Genomic DNA, 15,887 nt, shown 5'->3' with positions numbered 1-15,887 from the left:
CGGGCTCAGTCCACTTCGTTCAGTGCATCGGACAGCGCGTTGACCAGGTTGTCGATCTCGCGCTTCTCGGCGATGAACGGCGGCGCGAGCTGGATCGTGTCGCCGCCGTAGCGCACGTAGAAGCCCTTCGCCCAGCAGCGCATCGCGATCTCGTACGGGCGCCGCGCCGGCTCGCCCGGCAGCGCGGCGATCGTCAGGCCGGCCGCCAGCCCGTAGTTGCGGATGTCCGCGACGTGGCGCTGGCCCTTCAGCCCGTGCACGGCCGCCTCGAAATGCGGCGCGAGATCGCGCACGCGCGCCACCGCGTCTTCCTTCACCAGCAGGTCGAGCGCCGCGACGCCGGCCGCGCAGGCGACCGGATGCGCCGAATACGTGTAGCCGTGCGGGAACTCGAGCATGTACTCGGGGCCGCCCGCGGCCATGAACGTGTCGTAGATCTCCTTCGTCGCGATCACGCCGCCGAGCGGCTGCACGCCGTTCGTCACCTGCTTCGCGAAATTCATGATGTCCGGCACCACGCCGAATGCGTCGGCGCCCGTCATCGCGCCGGCGCGGCCGAAGCCCGTGATGACCTCGTCGAAGATCAGCAGGATGTCGTGCGCGGTACAGATCTCGCGCAGGCGCTTCAGATAGCCCTTCGGCGGCACGACCACGCCCGCCGAACCCGAGAACGGCTCGACGATCACGGCCGCGATGTTCGATGCGTCGTGCAGCGCGATCAGCTCGAGCAGCCGGTCGGCCAGCTCGGCGCCGTGCTCGGGCATGCCGCGCGAGAACTTGTTCTCGGCCAGTTGCGTGTGCGGCAGGAAATCGGCGTCGAGGCCCTGACCGAACAGCTTGCGGTTCGGCCCGATCCCGCCGACCGAGATGCCGCCGAAATTCACGCCGTGGTAACCCTTCTCGCGGCCGATCAGGCGCGTTTTCGTGCCCTTGCCCTTCGCGCGCCAGTACGCGCGGGCCAGCTTCAGCGACGTGTCGGCCGCTTCCGAGCCCGAGCCCGTGAAGAACACGTAGTCGAGGCCGGCCGGCGTCAGTTCCTTGATCTTGTTGGCAAGCTCGAACGATTTCGGATGGCCGAACTGGAACGCCGGCGCGTAGTCGAGCTGCGCGACCTGACGACTCACGGCCTCGACGATTTCCGTGCGGCCGTGACCGAGGCCCGTGCACCAGAGCCCCGACAGGCCGTCGAAGATCTTGCGGCCTTCGCCGTCGGTGTAATACGCGCCCTTGCCGGACACGATCATGCGCGGATCGGCCTTGAACTGGCGGTTGGCCGTGAACGGCATCCAGTGCGCATCGAGCCACGCGGCGTCGGTGCGGAGGTTCGTGTCGTCGTGCTGGGCGGTGGTGATGTCGGTCATGTCGGTCGGCGCGGCGCGCCCCTCCTCCTCGTGATGATGTTGCACATTGTCGGGACGACAATTAGTCTTTTGAATATCGCAATATCAATGTTCACTTGCTCGATCATGCAAGCAAAGAAACCGAAGAGCCGCGCGCTGCTCGGCCAGCTCAGCGACATGGATCTGCGCCTGCTGCGGGTCTTCAAGGGCGTCGTGCAGTGCGGCGGGATGGCGGCCGCTGAACTGGAACTGAATATCGGCATCTCGACGATCAGCCGGCACGTGAAGGATCTGGAAACGCGGCTCGGCCTCGTGCTGTGCCGGCGCGGCCGCGCGGGCTTCACGCTGACGCCCGAGGGCCAGACGGTGTACGAGGAGACCCTGCGACTGCTCGCCTCGATGGAGGCATTTCGCAGCAGGATCGACGGCATTCACGACAAGATGGGCGGAGAACTCCACATCGCGGTGTTCGACAAGACGGCCACCAACGCGAATGCGCGGCTCGGCGACGCGATCCGCCAGTTCGCGGACGAAGCGCCCGACGTCGCGCTGAACCTGCACGTCGCGTCGATCAACGAAGTCGAGCGCGGGGTCATCGACGGCAGCTACCAGGTCGGGATCATTCCCGTGCACCGCAACTCGGGCAGCCTCGTCTATTCAGCGCTGTTCGACGAACGGATGCTGCTGTACTGCGGCCGCCAGCATCCGCTCTTCGATGCGCCGCACGGCAAGCTCACGTGGACGACCATCCGCAACCATGCGTTCGCCGGGCTCGGCTTCCATTCGCCGAACATGGAGCTGAGCCATCGCGCGAAGCTCACGCGCAGCGCGACCGCGTCGGATCAGGAGTCGATCGCGACGCTGATCCTGTCCGGCCGCTATCTCGGCTTCCTGCCCGATCACTACGCGGAGAGTTTCGAAAGCAAGGGGCTGATGCAGCCGATCGCGCCGCACCGGTTCAATTACCGGTGCCGGTTCGTGAGCTTGCTGCGACGCTCGCCGCAGCCGTCGCGGGCCGCGCTGCTGTTCCAGTCGTGCCTCGACGCCGCGCATGCGGCCACGCGGCCGGCCGCATAGCGGCGGCGGTCGGTTCGATCAGGCCGCGCCGTCGCCCGCGCGCGGCGGCGGCCGCTTGCGCGCGACGAAGTGGGTCGCGACGAGCGCCGCCGCGAAACCGGACGCCGCACCGACCCCGAGCGCCCAGCGCGGGCCGAGATGGTTCGCGACCCAGCCGGCCACCGGCGCGCCGATCGGCGTGCCGCCGAGCGCGACCGCGAGGCGCAGCGCCATCACGCGGCCGCGCATCGCCGGCTCGGTGGACAACTGCATCAGGCTGTTGGTCGAATTCATGAAGGTGATCGCGGCGATCCCGGTCAGCACCAGCGCGGCGGCGAACGACCAGTAACCGGGCGCCAGCGCGGCGAACGTGCAGCCGAGCCCGAACAGCGCCGCGCCGATCCACAGATGGCGGAACCGCGGCTGCTCGCGGCGCGCGGCGAGCAGCGCGCCCGAAATCGTGCCGACCGCCATCATCGACGACAGGAAACCGAACCCGCGCGCATCGACGTGAAACACGCTGGCGGCCATCGTCGAAATGAACAGCTGGAAATTGAGCCCGAACGTGCCGATCAGGAACAGCATCGCGAGAATCGCCGTCAGGTCCGGCCGGCCCCACACGTAGCGGAACCCGTCGAGCAGGCTGCTGCGCGAGCGATTTGCCCGCACGTTCGCGCGCAGTTCGTCTTCCCGAAGCCGCGACAGCGACGCCAGTACCGCGAAGAAACTGAGCCCGTTCGCGAGAAACGCCCAGCCGGTGCCGACCGATGCGATCAGGAAGCCCGCCGCCGCCGGACCGACCATCCGCGCGGCGTTGAACGACGTCGAATTGAGCGCGACCGCGTTCGCGAGCTCGCGGTCGCCGACCAGTTCGGCGACGAAGGTCTGCCGCACCGGCGCGTCGAACGCCGATGCGCAGCCGAACAGGAACGCGAACACGTACACGTGCTCGAGCCGCACCGCGCCGGTGACCGTCAGCACGCCGAGCACGAGCGCCAGCGCGCCCATCAGCGCCTGCGTCGCCATCAGCAGCTTGCGCTGGTCGTAGCGGTCGGCCGCGTAGCCGGTCCACGGCAACAGCAGCAGTTGCGGCCCGAACTGCAGCGCCATCACCGTGCCGACCGCCGACGCGTCGTGATGCGTGAGCTGCGTGAGGACGAGCCAGTCCTGCGCGGTACGCTGGATCCACGTGCCGATGTTCGACACCAGCGAGCCGATCGCCCACACGCGATAGTTGAAGCTGCGAAGCGAGCGGAACACGCCCGCGGCCGGCACGCTCATCGCCGCTCCCGGTCCGGCGCGTTGCCGCCGTGCAATGCGCCGAAGTGCCGCGCGAGAAACAGCCCCAGCACCAGGATGCCGAGCCCGAACGCCGTCGCGTCGGCCGTGACCTTCAGGTCGAAATCGCCGACCCGGCACACCAGCGCATAAGCGATCGCGAGATTCGCGACGCCCCACACCACGTTCACGGTGGACGACGACAGCCCGCGCCCGGGCGGATGCGCGAACGGCGTCTGGAACGGCTCGCCGCGCAGCCCGCTGACGAGATGCGGCACGGCGTTCGCGAGAAACGCGCCGCCGAAGAAGTACGACACGAGATGCAGAAGGTTCATGTACGGGTCATCCTTTCGGCGAGCGGGTCGATACGGTTCACGGACGCGCCGGGTCCTCGAATTCGGCGAGCCGCTGCAACAGCTTCACGGCCGCCGCCAGCTCGGCCTGTTCCGCCGCCGACAGTTGCGCGTGCAGCGCGCGAAACAGCCAGTCGTCCTTGGCCGCGCGGTTCGCTTGCAGCACCTTGCGGAAACCGGGCGTGAGCGCGATCAGCGTCTGTCGGCCGTCGCCGGGGTCGGGCGCGCCGGCGACCGCGCCGAGCGCCTCGAGCGTCGCGACCGTCACGCGCATCGACTGCGGGCGCACGCTTTCGGCACGCGCGAGCGCCGACACGGTCGCCGGGCCGTCGCGATCGAGCCGCAGCAACACCGATTTCTGCGAGGACGTGAGGTCGTTCGGATGGGTCTGCTCGCGCATCCGCCGCATCAGCTTGCCGACCGAAATGCGAAGTTCGCCGGCGAGACCGGCCAGCGGGAGCGTGTCGGGAGGGGACGATGGCGGTTTCATGAATTCAAGATAGCACGTCGACAGTCAAACTGTACAGTTTGACTGTCTATTTCGGCGCGTAAGGATCGGCCCGTCGCGCACGGGTTCCGCACGAGGCCATCCCCGTTCGGCCGCGCGATCCGGCTCTGCGATAATGCGGGCTTCCCGTTTTCGCACCGCCTTCCGCCATGACGCAGCCGTCCGCCCCGCTCTCCACCGACCTGCCGCCGATCTCGTGCCTGCCCGGCGATGCGCTGCCGTGGCTGCCGATGAGCGCCGACCTGCCGGGGCTCGCGATCAAGTACCTGCACATCAATGCGGCCGAGGACACGCTGACCGCGCTGCTGAAGATGCCGGCCGGCGGCACGCTGCCGCGCCACCGTCACGACGGCGAGGTGTTCGTCCATACGTTGCAGGGTGCGTGGCGCTATCGCGAATACGACTGGGTCGCGCACGCCGGTTCGACGGTGCTCGAACCGGCCGGCTCGGTGCACACGCCGGAAACGCTCGGCGCGCCGGGCGAGGACGTGATCACGCTGAACGTGATGCGCGGCGATCTCGTGCTGCTCGACGACGACGGCCGCGAAACGGCGCGCGAGAATTGCCGCGTCGCGCTGCTGCGCCAGCGCAAGCATGCGCGTACGGCGCCGGATGCCGCCACGGCGTTCGTTACGCGATAACGCAGTCGGCGCGATCCGCATCGGCCGCTCCGGTCCCGCGTGAGCAGGGTCCGGTACAGGTTGGCTCCCGCCGGCGCGCCCCCGTTACCGGAAGCGCCTGAAAAACCGCCGAATATCGTCGGCCAGCAAGTCCGGCTCCTCCATCGCCGCGAAATGGCCGCCGCTCGGCATGTCGGTCCACTGCGCCACGTCGAATACGCGTTCGAGCCAGCTGCGCGGCGGCCGGCTGATCTCCTTCGGAAAGCGCGCGAACGCGATCGGCACCGCCACGCGCTGCCCGGCCGCGAAGCGCATCGGCTGCAGCCGGTTCTCCCAATACATCTGCATCGACGAGCCGATGCAGCCGGTGAACCAGTAGAGCGATATGCCGGTCAGCAGCGTGTCGTGCGAGAAACGGCGCGCGACGTCGCCGTCGCAATCGCTCCACGCACGGAATTTCTCGGCGATCCACGCGGCCAGCCCGAGCGGCGAATCGTTGAGCGCGACCGCCAGCGTCTGCGGCTTCGTCATGTGGACGTGCGCGTATCCGCCTTCGAGCGCCGCCCAATCGCCGCGCTGCTTCACGAACGCCTGCTCGTCGTCGGTCGGCGGCAGCGCCGCATCGATCGGCGGGTCGTAGTTGCCCGGCAGGTAGTTCAGATGGATGCCGTCGACCACACCCTCGTGCCGCGCGCCGAGCGCGATCGACACGCCCGCGCCCAGATCGCCGCCCTGCGCGCCGAACCGGCGGTAACCGAGGCCGGCCATCAACTCCGCCCAGCAGTCGGCGACCTGAAGCGCGGACGTGCCGGGCGCCGCCGGTGCGGGAGAGAACAGGAAGCCGGGCAGCGACGGCGCGACGATGTCGAACGCGTCGTCCGGATCGCCGCCGAACGCGGCCGGATCGCACAGGCGGTCGATCATCGCATGGAATTCGAATGCGGAACCCGGCCAGCCGTGCGTGACGACGAGCGGATAGGGTTTCGGCCCCGTACCGCGCCGATGCACGAAATGCACGCGCCGCCCGCCGACGTCCGCGACGAACTGCGGCAGCCGGTTCAGCGCACGTTCCGCCGCGCGCCAATCGAAGCCGTCGGCCCAGTACGCGGCCAATTCGCGCAGCCACGCGCCGTCGACGCCCTGCTGCCACGGCTCGGCGGGCGTCAGGTTCGGCGGGCGGGTGTCGCGCACGCGACGACGCAAATCGTCGAGCGCGTGCTCAGGGATCGCAATGTCGAACGGTTCAGTGTGCATGGTGTCTCCTCGCGACGAACGTCGATGGAGATTCTGCGCGATTTTGCCGGCAAGCGTCGGACGGCGCCCGCCGCCCCGCCGGCTCGTCAGCCCGCTGCCGGCGCGTCCGCCCGCGCATCGCGCCGCAACGCCTGCGGCGGCACGCCGAACCCGCGCACGAACGCGTCGCGCATGTGCCGGCGATCGCGAAAACCGTTTTCCTTCGCGATCACGTCGAGCGGATGACGGCTCTGTTCGATCATCAGCCGCGCCGATTCGAGCCGCAGCCGCTCGATCGCCTTCGCGGGCGACTGCCCGGTTTCGAGCGTAAACACGCGGCTGAACTGGCGCGGGCTCAGGTGGACGGCCTCGGCCAGCGTCTCGACGGTCAGCGCGCGACCGAGATTCCGGCGCGCGTAGTCGAGCGCGTTCTGGATCCGGTCGGATTTCGGTGCGAGATCGAGCATTTCCGAATGCTGCGACTGGCCGCCGGCCCGGCGCTGATGCATCACCAGCTTGTGCGCGACCGAGCGTGCGGCGTCGGCGCCGAGGTCCTTTTCCACCATCGCGAGCGCGAGATCGAGCCCGGCCGTCATCCCGGCCGACGTCCAGATCGGGCCGTCGACGATGAAGATCCGGTCGTCCTCGACGCGAATCTCCGGGTAGTGCCGCTGCATGTCGCGGCCGAACGCCCAGTGCGTGGTCGCGCGACGCTGCGCGAGCAGCCCGGCTTCCGCCAGCACGAACGCGCCCGTGCAGATGCCGGCAATCCGCCGCGCATGCGCGTTCGCGCGGCGCAGGTAAGCGACGACGCCGACCGGCGCCGGCGCGGCGAGCGGATCGTTGACGCCCGCGACGATCCACGTATCGACGCCGAGCCGGCCGCGCAGCGCGCGCGTGGCGACCGGCAGCCCGAGCGACGAGCGGACGTCGCCGCCGTCGACCGAGTAGTTGGCCATCGCATAGAACGGCGTGTCCAGCCCCATGTTCGCGTACTCGAACACCGACTGCGCGGCGAGCGCCATGATCTGAAAGCCGTCGCTGATCAAGAAGCCGATTCGGTGCATGTGCGTTCTCCGGTCGCGTGCCGATTGGCCCGATGTCCGGAATCATACCCATCTACGTCATTTGTGTCGCACCGCTTCGAGGCCAGAATGCATTCACGCCATCCGGCCATCCTCAGCGAAACGGAGTACATCATGACGCAAGCACATCGCGGTACCGCCCTCATTACCGGCGCATCGTCGGGCATCGGCGCCGTCTACGCGGATCGCCTCGCGCGCCGCGGCTACGACCTGATCCTCGTCGCGCGCAGCCGCGACCGGCTCGGCGCCCTCGCCGACCGCATCACGAACGACACGCAGCGCAGCATCGAGATCGTCGACGCGGACCTCAACGACCGCACGGCGCTCGCCGCGGTCGAAGCCAAGCTGAAACAGGACGCGAGCATCACGCTGCTCGTGAACAACGCCGGCATCGGCACGCATGCGCCGCTGCTCGACAGCGACGTCGACGCGATGACGCGGATGATCGACCTGAACGTGACCGCGCTCACGCGCCTGACCTATGCGGCCGTGCCCGGTTTCGTCGCACGCGGCCACGGCGCGGTGATCAACATTTCGTCGATCGTCGCGATCTCGCCGGAAACGCTGAACGGCGTGTACGGCGGCAGCAAGGCATTCGTGCTCGCATTCAGCCAGTCGCTGCATCACGAGCTCGCCGGCCAGGGCGTGCAGGTACAGGCCGTGCTGCCCGGCGCGACGGCCACCGATTTCTGGCAGACGGGCGGCCTGCCGCTCGAGCACCTGCCGAAAGAGATCGTGATGCGGGCAACGGACCTGGTCGATGCGGCGCTGGTCGGGTTCGATCGCGGCGAACTCGTGACGATCCCGTCGCTGCGTGCGGCCGACGAATGGGAGGCGTACGAGGCCGCACGCCGCACGATGGCGCCGCATTTGTCGGCCGACACGCCCGCGCCGCGCTACGCGCCGGCTCGCTGAGCGCACGCCGGACCGCCGGCGGCTCGTACTGTTGATGCGGTCCGGGATCGACACGATATGGCAGATGAGGAACGGCACGATCCGCGCGCCGATGCGGCGCTACAACGCGTCGCCGGTCCCGCCGTCGCGTCGCGCACGGCGTGAGCTTGCAGACGGGCTTACCTCGCTCGTCTCCTCGACGGATTCCGGTGCAGACGGGGGATGAACGTCGGTCGCCGCCGCCCGCGGGCGACGACCGGCCATTGCCCGTTCAGACGCGCCGCGGGCCTTCGCCCTTCACGCCGACCATCAGCGCCACGCCGCTCGCGACCAGCAGCGCGGCGAGCAGATACACGGCCAGATCCATGCTGCCCGTGCGCGTGCGGATCATCCCGATCACCCACGGGCTGACGATGCCGCTCGTGATCCCGATGCTGCTGATCAGCGCGATCCCAGCCGCGGCCGCGTTGCCGGACAGGTAGCGGGTCGGCACGGCCCAGAAGATCGGCAGCGCGGCGAAGATCAGCGTCGCCGCGATCGACAGGCAGGCGAGCATCGCCACGAAGCTGGGCAGGTGCAGCGTCAGCGCCGCGAGCGCGAGCCCGCCGCCGATCGTGCAGCACGCGAAGTGCTTGCGGCGCTCGCCGGTGCGGTCCGAGCGGCGCGCGATCAGGATCAGCCCGACCGCCCCCACCGCGTTCGGTACGACCGTGTAGAGGCTCACGGCGACGACGTCGGTCACGCCGAAGTCGCGGATCATCAGCGGCATCCAGAAGTTCAGCGTCAGCGACGCGCAAGTCAGCGAGAAATAGACGAACGCGAACAGGTACACGCGCGGATTCGCGAGCGCGGCCATCACGCTGCGCCCGTCGTGTGCGCCGCCGTGTGCGCGGCCTTCGACGCACAGCGCGGCGACGCGCGCCTTTTCGTCGGACGTGAGCCACGTGGCGTCCCGAGGCCGGTCGACGAGGCACGCGAACGCGGCGAATGCGAGCAGGATCGCCGGCGCGCCCTCGATCGCGAACATCCACTGCCAGCCGTGCAGCCCGAGCACGCCGCTCATGTCGCGCATGATCCAGCCGGACAGCAACCCGCCGAGCACGCCGGCCACCGCGACGCCCGCGAAGAACACGGAGATCGCCGCCGCACGCCGGTTCGCGGGAAACCAGTAGGTCAGGTACAGCACGATGCCGGGGAAGAAGCCGGCCTCGAACACGCCGAGCAGGAAGCGCAGCACGTAGAAATGCGACGGCTGCGACACGAACATCATTCCGGTCGACGCGATGCCCCACAGCAGCATGATCCGCGTGAACGTGCGGCGCGCGCCGAACCGCGCGAGCAGCATGTTGCTCGGCACTTCGCAGCACACGTAGCCGACGTAGAACACCGCGGCGCCGAGCCCGTACATCGCGTCGCTGAAGCCGAGATCGTGCTTCATCTGCAACTGCGCGAAACCGATGTTGATGCGGTCGAGAAACGACACGACGTAGCAGAGGAACAGGAACGGGACGATCCGCCACGCGATCTTGCGGAACAGCAGCGCATCGTTCGATGCGGAAGTCGGCGCCGAAGCGCTCGCGTGCGCGAGCGTCGCTTCGGCGGGAAGCGATTGGGGCATGTCTCTCTCCAAACGGGCCGCGCGCCGTCGAGCGCGCAGCAGTCTCCGAGGGCGTGCATGCGCCCTGCTTTCTTGTGAGACCGGATACGGTTGCCGGCACCGCGGCGCGATGCCGCCGCGCATGCCGCAACCCTCAGAAGAACGGCGAGGCGGTCATGTGAACGCCGCCCCGCCGCCGTGCGCCGTTCAGTCCTGCAGCGCGGCCCACATTTCCTTGTCGCGCTGCGCGGTCCAGATGCGCGGATGCGTGATGCCGCTCGCTTCGTCGAACGCGCGCGACACGTCGAACGGCAAACAGTGCTCGTAGATGAACACGTGGCCGAATTTCGGATCCATCGCTTCGCGCGTGAGCGCCATCGCCGCCTTCAGGTCGAGATTGCGCTCGACGGCCTTGCGGCCCTGCGCGAGCAGCGTCGTGACGAAATCCTTCGTGTAGTCGAGGCCCTTGTCGACCTCGGCCGGATTCAGCAGCGCGGGGCCGCGGCCCGGCACGAGCTTCTCGGCGCCGAGCGCGCGCAGCGCCTCGAGCGTGGCCGGCCACTGTTCGAGCTGGGCGTCGCCGCAATAGCACGCGGCGTCGTATTCGACGAGGTCGCCCGAGAACAGCACCTTCTGCGACGGCAGCCACACGATCGTGTCGCCCTTCGTGTGGCCCGAGCCGACGTGCATGATCTTCACTTCGAGCTTGCCGAGGAACAGCGTGATCTCGCGCTCGAACACGAGCGTCGGCCAGGTCAGGCCCGGCACCGTCTCGACGCCGGCGAACAGGCGCGGGAAGCGCTCGATCTCCGACTTCATGTCGGCCTCGCCGCGCTCGACGATCATCTCGTACGTGCCGCGGCTCGCGATCACGTGCTGCGCGCCTTCGTCGAAGTACGCGGACGCGCCGAGCACGCGCACCGCGTGGTAGTGCGACAGCACCACGTGCTTGATCGGCTTGTCGGTCACGCTGCGGATCTTCGCGATCAGGTCTTGCGCCATCGCGGGCGTCGCGGTCGTATCGACGATCAGCACGCTGTCGTCGCCGACGATCACGCCCGAATTCGGGTCGCCTTCGGCCGTGTACGCGTATGCGTTCTCGGACAATTGCGTCCAGGTGACTTTCTTCTCTTCCAGATCGGCTTGGGAGGCGAATGCTTTGGCCATTGTGCGTTCCGTGGCTTCGAGCCATGTGTTGAGGGGAATGAGCGGATCATCTGCCCGCACCGAATATTTGTCAATGACAAACATGCTTGCTATTGTCTAATACGGGTAAACCTGCGGGCGGGCGCGGGAAATGGCGTCGGATACCATGCGGGGTTTCGTCAACGGAAGAATCATCGCGTGCAGAACCACGAAGTCAGCGCGGACGATGCGCCGCCCAAGGCGCAGCGCGGTATCCAGAGTGTCGAGGTCGGCGGCCGGCTGCTCGACGCGCTCGCGCGCCGGCGCAAGCCGCTCGGGCTGTCGGAGCTGGCCGCGGCCGCCGATCTTTCCACCGCGCAGGCGCACACCTATCTCGTGAGCCTGACGCGGCTCGCGCTCGTCAAGCGCGATGCGATCACCGGCAACTACGAGCCCGGCCCGCTGTCGCTGCGGCTCGGGCTGATGTCGATCGAGCGCCAGCCGGCCTACCGCGCGACGCTGCCGCACGCGGCGCGGCTCGCGGAAACGGTCGGCCTGAGCGTCGCGCTGTCGGTGCCGGGCGTGCTCGGCCCGACGATCGTGCGCATCGAGCGCGGCGGCTATCCGCTGCACATGAACCTGCATGTCGGTTCGGTGATGTCGCTCGACACGACGGCGACCGGCCGGGTGTTCCGCGCGTTCGGCGAGCCCGCGCAACTCGATGCGATGGCGGCCAGCCAGGCCGGCGCGGGCGATACGCTCGCCGGCGCCGACAGCGCGTCGGGCGCGCCCGACGGCGATGCGCAACCCGTCGAACTCGACACGATTCGCCTGCGCGGCATCGAACGCAGCATCGACCGGCCGAGCCCGGGCGTCAGCGGGATGTGCGTGCCCGTTTTCGATGCGCACGGGCGCCTGCAACTCGCGTTGACGGTGATCGGTTCGACGGGATCGATCGATGTCGACTGGGACGGCCCGATCGCGGCGGCCTTGCGCGGGGCGGCGCGGCAAGCCACCGCGTCGCTCGGCGCCGCGCGTGCGGAACCGGCGCCCGCGCCGGCGCCGGGCGCCGCGCGCGTCCCGCCCGCGCTGGCCGACGACGCGAAAGCCCAGCGCGGAATCCATGCGCTCGACAGCACCGGCGAGCTGCTGCTCGCGCTGGTGTCGGCGGGTCGCGCGCTGCCGCTGCGCGATCTCGCGACGGCGGCCGGCATGCCGGCCGCGAAGGCATTTCCGCATCTCGTCAGCCTGCAGAAGATCGGCCTGCTGAGCCGCGACGACGCCGGCTGCTTCGACGGCGGCCCGCTCGCGCAGGCGCTCGGCCTGATCGCGATGCAGCGCGTGTCGCCGACGCGCGACGCGGAAGCCGAGATCGTCGCGCTCGCCGGCGCGACCGACATGAGCGTGGCCGCCGCGACGCTCGGGCCGCTCGGGCCGACCGTGATCCGGCTCGAGGAATCGGCGCGGCCGCAGCACGTGAGCCTGCAGGTCGGCACCGTGATGTCGCTCGTCAATACGGCGATCGGCCGGATTTTCGCGTCCGGCATGTCCGACGACGTGCTGGCCGACCTGCTCGCCAACGAACCCGTGCGCCTCGCCGGCGCGCCCGCCGCACCGGACGACGCGGCCTTCCGCGCCCGGCTCGCGGCGATCCGCGCGGACGAACTCGATTTCGCGTTCGACGCGCCGGTGCCGGGCATCGGAACGATTGCCGCACCCGTGTTCGATCACACCGGCAGCATCCGGCTCGTGATCGCGATCATCGGCTCGTCGCGCGGCTTTCCGCGCGGGCCGGACAGCGAGCTGGCGCAGACGCTGCGGGCCGCGACGCGGCGATTGTCGTGGCGCTTCGGATGGATCGGCCGGTAATCGCGCCCGCTCCGTACGCTCGAATTCCTTTTTCCTCCACGCGCAGCCGTGCCGGCACGGCCGCGTCGCGCCTGTCCGGCACGCCCGCGCAGCCGACGGTCATGTTGCGCGGCAGCAACAGGAATTGTCAGTAATTCTCATATAACGAAATCGCATTTCACAAGACGGCAGCCCTTCGCTATGATTAGGGTTATCCCTAACTCGCCACCTACATGGGGCTTCGTCATGCAAACGTCTAATGTCTCCGATCGTTCCACCCAATCCGCTGGCTGGCTCGCACGCGTGGGCGAGCTGCTGGCAGAAGCCTGGGCACTGCATCTCGCGAACTGCGAAGTCATCGCCGAAGCACACGCGCGCCTGCCGCGCTGAGCCGACTGCCGGCCGCTTGATGCGCTTGCGGTGACGCACGCCGACAGCGGCTGTTGCACCGGGCAAGCGACGGGTGCGTCGGTCAGATAGCAAGCGGCCGGGTTCGTCCCGGCCGAATATGCTCGCCGCGCGGCGAGCGTTTCAAGATCGTATCGAGGCCGTGTTCGGCCCGATATCGGCGCCGATTGATACGGATTGCCGCCGGCCGCATGCCTCGGCCCAAAGCCGTTCCCGGCCGGCCCGCGATCGTGCCCGGCCATCGCGGACGGAAGATTCTTCCGTTTTCGCGTGTTCGCCGGCCATCCCGCCGACGAGCCTTCGCCGTCGGGCGTTCGCCGGTTTCGTCCGCGCCAGCGCGTCGCCGCCAACGCCCGCCGTTGCAACGACGGCCGCGCGCGCGGCTCCGCTCCGTCACACCTGAATCGAAGGCACGTCCTTCATGCACCGCAGCGCGAACATCGAGCGGCTGTGGCGGATGCTCGAAATCCGGTACAGCTTTTCGCGCAGGAAGCGTTCGTAGCCGGCCGTGCCATCCACCGCCACCTTGATCCAGTAGTCGTACTCCCCCGACACCAGATACGCCTCGAGCACCTCCGGCAGCGCCGCCAGCTCGGCGCCGAAGCGCGCCAGCGCGTCGTCCTCGTGGCGGTCGAGCGTGACTTCGAGAATCACGATGTCCGCATAGCCGAGCTTGCGCTGATTGACCAGCGCGACATAGCCGTCGATGTAGCCGTCGAGTTCGAGTTGCCGCGTGCGGTTCCAGCAGGCGGTGGTCGACATGCCGATCTGTTCGGCCAGTTCGGCGTTCGACAGACGCGCATTTTTCTGCAATGCACCGAGGATCTTGCGGTCCTGATTGTCGAGCGTTTTCGGCGTGCGTTCGCGGGTAGCCATGGCGAGAAGAATCTTCTACTGAAAATCGGCATTCTATCTGAACAGGATTCCGGTTTCAGGTCCATTTTGCTGGAAAACAGGAAGCCTTTTAACCGGGCCGCTTGATACATTTTCTCCATGCCTGCTGGCCGGCACGCTCCCCGCGATACCCGTCGCAGCGGGACGCACGGCCGCAATCACGAGTTGCGGTGCCGGCCCGCAGGCATGCGATTCCCCGCCGCCCGCACGCCTATCCGACCGCGTGCGGGGCCGGTGCCTGCGTCCCCGTTCCTGCCCGTCCGTCATGTCGTTCAAGCTTTATCTGTCGTTCCTCGCCGCTTCCGTCGTCCTCATCTACGCGCCCGGCCCCGTCAACCTCCTCACGATGAACCAGGCGCTGCGCACCGGCTGGCGCCGCGCGCTACCGTGCGTCTGGGGCGGCACGCTCGCCGTGCTGCTGCAACTCGCGCTGACCGCGCTGTGTCTGAATTCGCTGGTCCACCTCGACGAACACGCGCTGACCGTGCTGCGCTGGGCCGGCGCCGCATATCTCGTCTGGCTCGGCGGCAAGCAATGGCTGAGTCGCGCGCCAGGCGGCGCAGCCGGGGCACCGGCCGACGCCGGCGCCGGAACGGCGAGCGCCGCGCCGGACGCCGACACCGGGCGCGCGCTGTTCTGGCGCGGCGTCGCGACTTCCGGGCTGAATCCGAAGACGCTGCTGTTCTTTCCGTCGTTCTTTCCGCAGTTCATCAGCCCGAATGCCGACTGGAGCCTGAACCTTCAATACCTGCTGCTCGCCGCGACGTTCGCGCTGCTGTTCGCGGGCGGCGTCGCGTCGATGGCGCTGTTCTCGCATCGGCTGAGCCGCGCGTTGCAGCGGCCGGCGCGCATGCGTGCGATGAACCGCGTGACGGGCGGGCTGCTCGTCGGAATGGGCGCGATCATGGTCGGCTGGAATTGAACGGCCGCGCGCACGGTCGCGCGCGTGAGCGTGGCCGCGCCCTGCACGGCTGCGGCCGTTGAAACCCGACAACGTGTTCCCGCCGCAACGGTTCGCCTGCACGCCCAACGACGAACCGGTCGACAGGTCGACGATTCCGAACCTGCCGTTCGGCACGGCCGATGCCGCGTTGATGCCGCGCGCCGGCGATCCCGGGGCCGTGTGACCCCGGGCCGCCGCCGCGCGGCCGGTACAATCGCGCGATGTCCGAATTGCTCACCTACGGCGGCCTGTTCGCCGTGTCGATGGTCGCCGCGACCCTGTTCCCGCTGCAATCCGAAGCCGTGCTCGCCGGCCTGCTGCTGGCCGGGCGCGAGCCTGTGTGGGCGCTGGTGCTCGTCGCGAGCGTCGGCAATGTCGCCGGCTCGGCGATCAACTGGGCGCTCGGCCGAGGGATCGAGCATTTCCGCGAGCGCCGCTGGTTTCCGGTCAAGCCGTCCGCGCTCGCACGCGCCGAGCGCTGGTATGCGCGCTACGGCCGTTGGTCGCTGCTGCTGAGCTGGGCGCCGGTGATCGGCGATCCGCTGACGATGATCGCCGGCGTGCTGCGCGAGCCGCTGCCCACGTTTCTCGCGATCGTGACGATCGCGAAGGTCGGCCGCTATCTGGCCGTCGCGTGGCTCGTGACGCACTGAAGCCGTCCGTCATCCGGTTGCGCGGGTCGCGCCGACGCATGCCGCCGCCGTG

General features: G+C 68.8%; 17 protein-coding genes. 8 read left to right on the top strand and 9 right to left on the bottom strand.

Features of this window, described 5'->3' with window-relative positions; genetic code table 11:
• Positions 1 to 5: 5 nt before the first annotated feature.
• On the bottom strand, positions 6 to 1,361 hold the full coding sequence (locus tag WS96_RS07450) for an aspartate aminotransferase family protein (RefSeq protein WP_059831674.1): 1,356 nt from the start codon (positions 1,359 to 1,361) through the stop codon (positions 6 to 8).
• A gap of 105 nt (positions 1,362 to 1,466) precedes the next feature.
• On the opposite strand from WS96_RS07450, the gene WS96_RS07445 reads away from it, so the two are divergent.
• Positions 1,467 to 2,417 carry a LysR family transcriptional regulator gene (locus WS96_RS07445; protein WP_034206192.1) on the top strand — a complete coding sequence of 317 codons (951 nt, stop codon included), beginning with the start codon at positions 1,467 to 1,469 and terminating at the stop codon, positions 2,415 to 2,417.
• 18 nt (positions 2,418 to 2,435) lie between these two features.
• Here the strand turns inward: WS96_RS07445 and WS96_RS07440 are convergent, their stop codons facing one another.
• Genes WS96_RS07440 through WS96_RS07430 form a run of 3 tightly spaced genes read right to left on the bottom strand, consistent with a single transcriptional unit; the run spans position 2,436 to position 4,517 of the window.
• The gene (locus WS96_RS07440; RefSeq protein ID WP_059831550.1) at positions 2,436 to 3,677 is read right to left on the bottom strand and encodes an MFS transporter; all 1,242 of its coding nucleotides are present in this window, start codon (positions 3,675 to 3,677) and stop codon (positions 2,436 to 2,438) included.
• Entirely contained in the window at positions 3,674 to 4,009 is a 336-nt protein-coding gene (locus WS96_RS07435) for a hypothetical protein (RefSeq protein ID WP_059831549.1), read from the bottom strand. The genes WS96_RS07440 and WS96_RS07435 overlap by 4 nt, the downstream gene beginning before the upstream one ends.
• Before the next feature lie 37 nt (positions 4,010 to 4,046).
• Positions 4,047 to 4,517 carry a MarR family winged helix-turn-helix transcriptional regulator gene (locus WS96_RS07430; protein ID WP_059831547.1) on the bottom strand — a complete coding sequence of 157 codons (471 nt, stop codon included), beginning with the start codon at positions 4,515 to 4,517 and terminating at the stop codon, positions 4,047 to 4,049.
• 167 nt (positions 4,518 to 4,684) lie between these two features.
• Between WS96_RS07430 and WS96_RS07425 the strand changes: the two genes are divergently transcribed.
• The gene (locus WS96_RS07425; protein ID WP_050010988.1) at positions 4,685 to 5,176 is read left to right on the top strand and encodes a 2,4'-dihydroxyacetophenone dioxygenase family protein; all 492 of its coding nucleotides are present in this window, start codon (positions 4,685 to 4,687) and stop codon (positions 5,174 to 5,176) included.
• 84 nt (positions 5,177 to 5,260) lie between these two features.
• Here the strand turns inward: WS96_RS07425 and WS96_RS07420 are convergent, their stop codons facing one another.
• Together WS96_RS07420 and WS96_RS07415 are read right to left on the bottom strand one after the other, a co-directional pair.
• Positions 5,261 to 6,409 carry an epoxide hydrolase family protein gene (locus WS96_RS07420; RefSeq protein ID WP_059831546.1) on the bottom strand — a complete coding sequence of 383 codons (1,149 nt, stop codon included), beginning with the start codon at positions 6,407 to 6,409 and terminating at the stop codon, positions 5,261 to 5,263.
• Between the two features lie 86 nt (positions 6,410 to 6,495).
• Positions 6,496 to 7,455 carry a GlxA family transcriptional regulator gene (locus WS96_RS07415; RefSeq protein WP_059831544.1) on the bottom strand — a complete coding sequence of 320 codons (960 nt, stop codon included), beginning with the start codon at positions 7,453 to 7,455 and terminating at the stop codon, positions 6,496 to 6,498.
• 132 nt (positions 7,456 to 7,587) lie between these two features.
• Here WS96_RS07415 and WS96_RS07410 point away from each other — a divergent pair, with 132 nt between their 5' ends.
• Complete coding sequence (locus tag WS96_RS07410; RefSeq protein WP_059831672.1) at positions 7,588 to 8,388, top strand: SDR family NAD(P)-dependent oxidoreductase; 801 nt, start codon at positions 7,588 to 7,590, stop codon at positions 8,386 to 8,388.
• A 250-nt stretch (positions 8,389 to 8,638) separates the two neighbouring features.
• Here WS96_RS07410 and WS96_RS07405 read toward each other — a convergent pair whose 3' ends face one another.
• Entirely contained in the window at positions 8,639 to 9,985 is a 1,347-nt protein-coding gene (locus WS96_RS07405) for an MFS transporter (protein WP_059831543.1), read from the bottom strand.
• 186 nt (positions 9,986 to 10,171) lie between these two features.
• Positions 10,172 to 11,131 carry an MBL fold metallo-hydrolase gene (locus WS96_RS07400; protein ID WP_034204902.1) on the bottom strand — a complete coding sequence of 320 codons (960 nt, stop codon included), beginning with the start codon at positions 11,129 to 11,131 and terminating at the stop codon, positions 10,172 to 10,174.
• A 177-nt stretch (positions 11,132 to 11,308) separates the two neighbouring features.
• Between WS96_RS07400 and WS96_RS07395 the strand changes: the two genes are divergently transcribed.
• Together WS96_RS07395 and WS96_RS07390 are read left to right on the top strand one after the other, a co-directional pair.
• On the top strand, positions 11,309 to 12,958 hold the full coding sequence (locus tag WS96_RS07395) for an IclR family transcriptional regulator (protein ID WP_059831541.1): 1,650 nt from the start codon (positions 11,309 to 11,311) through the stop codon (positions 12,956 to 12,958).
• A gap of 225 nt (positions 12,959 to 13,183) precedes the next feature.
• Complete coding sequence (locus WS96_RS07390) at positions 13,184 to 13,327, top strand: hypothetical protein (RefSeq protein ID WP_230624783.1); 144 nt, start codon at positions 13,184 to 13,186, stop codon at positions 13,325 to 13,327.
• A 411-nt stretch (positions 13,328 to 13,738) separates the two neighbouring features.
• Here the strand turns inward: WS96_RS07390 and WS96_RS07385 are convergent, their stop codons facing one another.
• Positions 13,739 to 14,221 (bottom strand): Lrp/AsnC family transcriptional regulator, encoded by a 483-nt coding sequence (locus WS96_RS07385; RefSeq protein WP_006479115.1) that lies wholly within the window; start codon positions 14,219 to 14,221, stop codon positions 13,739 to 13,741.
• Between the two features lie 283 nt (positions 14,222 to 14,504).
• On the opposite strand from WS96_RS07385, the gene WS96_RS07380 reads away from it, so the two are divergent.
• The 3 genes from WS96_RS07380 to WS96_RS07375 are packed head-to-tail and all read left to right on the top strand — an operon-like array spanning position 14,505 to position 15,835.
• On the top strand, positions 14,505 to 15,161 hold the full coding sequence (locus tag WS96_RS07380; protein ID WP_059831540.1) for a LysE family translocator: 657 nt from the start codon (positions 14,505 to 14,507) through the stop codon (positions 15,159 to 15,161).
• 58 nt (positions 15,162 to 15,219) lie between these two features.
• Positions 15,220 to 15,366, top strand: a complete 147-nt coding sequence (locus tag WS96_RS33585) for a hypothetical protein (RefSeq protein ID WP_156443602.1) — start codon at positions 15,220 to 15,222, stop codon at positions 15,364 to 15,366.
• 37 nt (positions 15,367 to 15,403) lie between these two features.
• On the top strand, positions 15,404 to 15,835 hold the full coding sequence (locus WS96_RS07375) for a YqaA family protein (protein ID WP_059505133.1): 432 nt from the start codon (positions 15,404 to 15,406) through the stop codon (positions 15,833 to 15,835).
• Positions 15,836 to 15,887: the final 52 nt, after the last annotated feature.

Source organism: Burkholderia sp. MSMB1835 (assembly GCF_001526365.1).
In the GTDB taxonomy this organism is placed as follows: domain Bacteria; phylum Pseudomonadota; class Gammaproteobacteria; order Burkholderiales; family Burkholderiaceae; genus Burkholderia.
This window is presented reverse-complemented; position numbering and strand designations above follow the sequence as displayed.

Coding starts and splice junctions, on each gene's coding strand:
- WS96_RS07425 (WP_050010988.1), top strand. CDS start 4,685: ATGACGCAGCCGTCCGCCCCGCTCTCCACCGACCTGCCGCCGATCTCG.
- WS96_RS07390 (WP_230624783.1), top strand. CDS start 13,184: ATGCAAACGTCTAATGTCTCCGATCGTTCCACCCAATCCGCTGGCTGG.
- WS96_RS07430 (WP_059831547.1), bottom strand. CDS start 4,517: ATGAAACCGCCATCGTCCCCTCCCGACACGCTCCCGCTGGCCGGTCTC.
- WS96_RS07400 (WP_034204902.1), bottom strand. CDS start 11,131: ATGGCCAAAGCATTCGCCTCCCAAGCCGATCTGGAAGAGAAGAAAGTC.
- WS96_RS07415 (WP_059831544.1), bottom strand. CDS start 7,455: ATGCACCGAATCGGCTTCTTGATCAGCGACGGCTTTCAGATCATGGCG.
- WS96_RS07435 (WP_059831549.1), bottom strand. CDS start 4,009: ATGAACCTTCTGCATCTCGTGTCGTACTTCTTCGGCGGCGCGTTTCTC.
- WS96_RS07405 (WP_059831543.1), bottom strand. CDS start 9,985: ATGCCCCAATCGCTTCCCGCCGAAGCGACGCTCGCGCACGCGAGCGCT.
- WS96_RS07440 (WP_059831550.1), bottom strand. CDS start 3,677: ATGAGCGTGCCGGCCGCGGGCGTGTTCCGCTCGCTTCGCAGCTTCAAC.
- WS96_RS07385 (WP_006479115.1), bottom strand. CDS start 14,221: ATGGCTACCCGCGAACGCACGCCGAAAACGCTCGACAATCAGGACCGC.
- WS96_RS07450 (WP_059831674.1), bottom strand. CDS start 1,361: ATGACCGACATCACCACCGCCCAGCACGACGACACGAACCTCCGCACC.
- WS96_RS07445 (WP_034206192.1), top strand. CDS start 1,467: ATGCAAGCAAAGAAACCGAAGAGCCGCGCGCTGCTCGGCCAGCTCAGC.
- WS96_RS07410 (WP_059831672.1), top strand. CDS start 7,588: ATGACGCAAGCACATCGCGGTACCGCCCTCATTACCGGCGCATCGTCG.
- WS96_RS07420 (WP_059831546.1), bottom strand. CDS start 6,409: ATGCACACTGAACCGTTCGACATTGCGATCCCTGAGCACGCGCTCGAC.
- WS96_RS07375 (WP_059505133.1), top strand. CDS start 15,404: ATGTCCGAATTGCTCACCTACGGCGGCCTGTTCGCCGTGTCGATGGTC.
- WS96_RS07380 (WP_059831540.1), top strand. CDS start 14,505: ATGTCGTTCAAGCTTTATCTGTCGTTCCTCGCCGCTTCCGTCGTCCTC.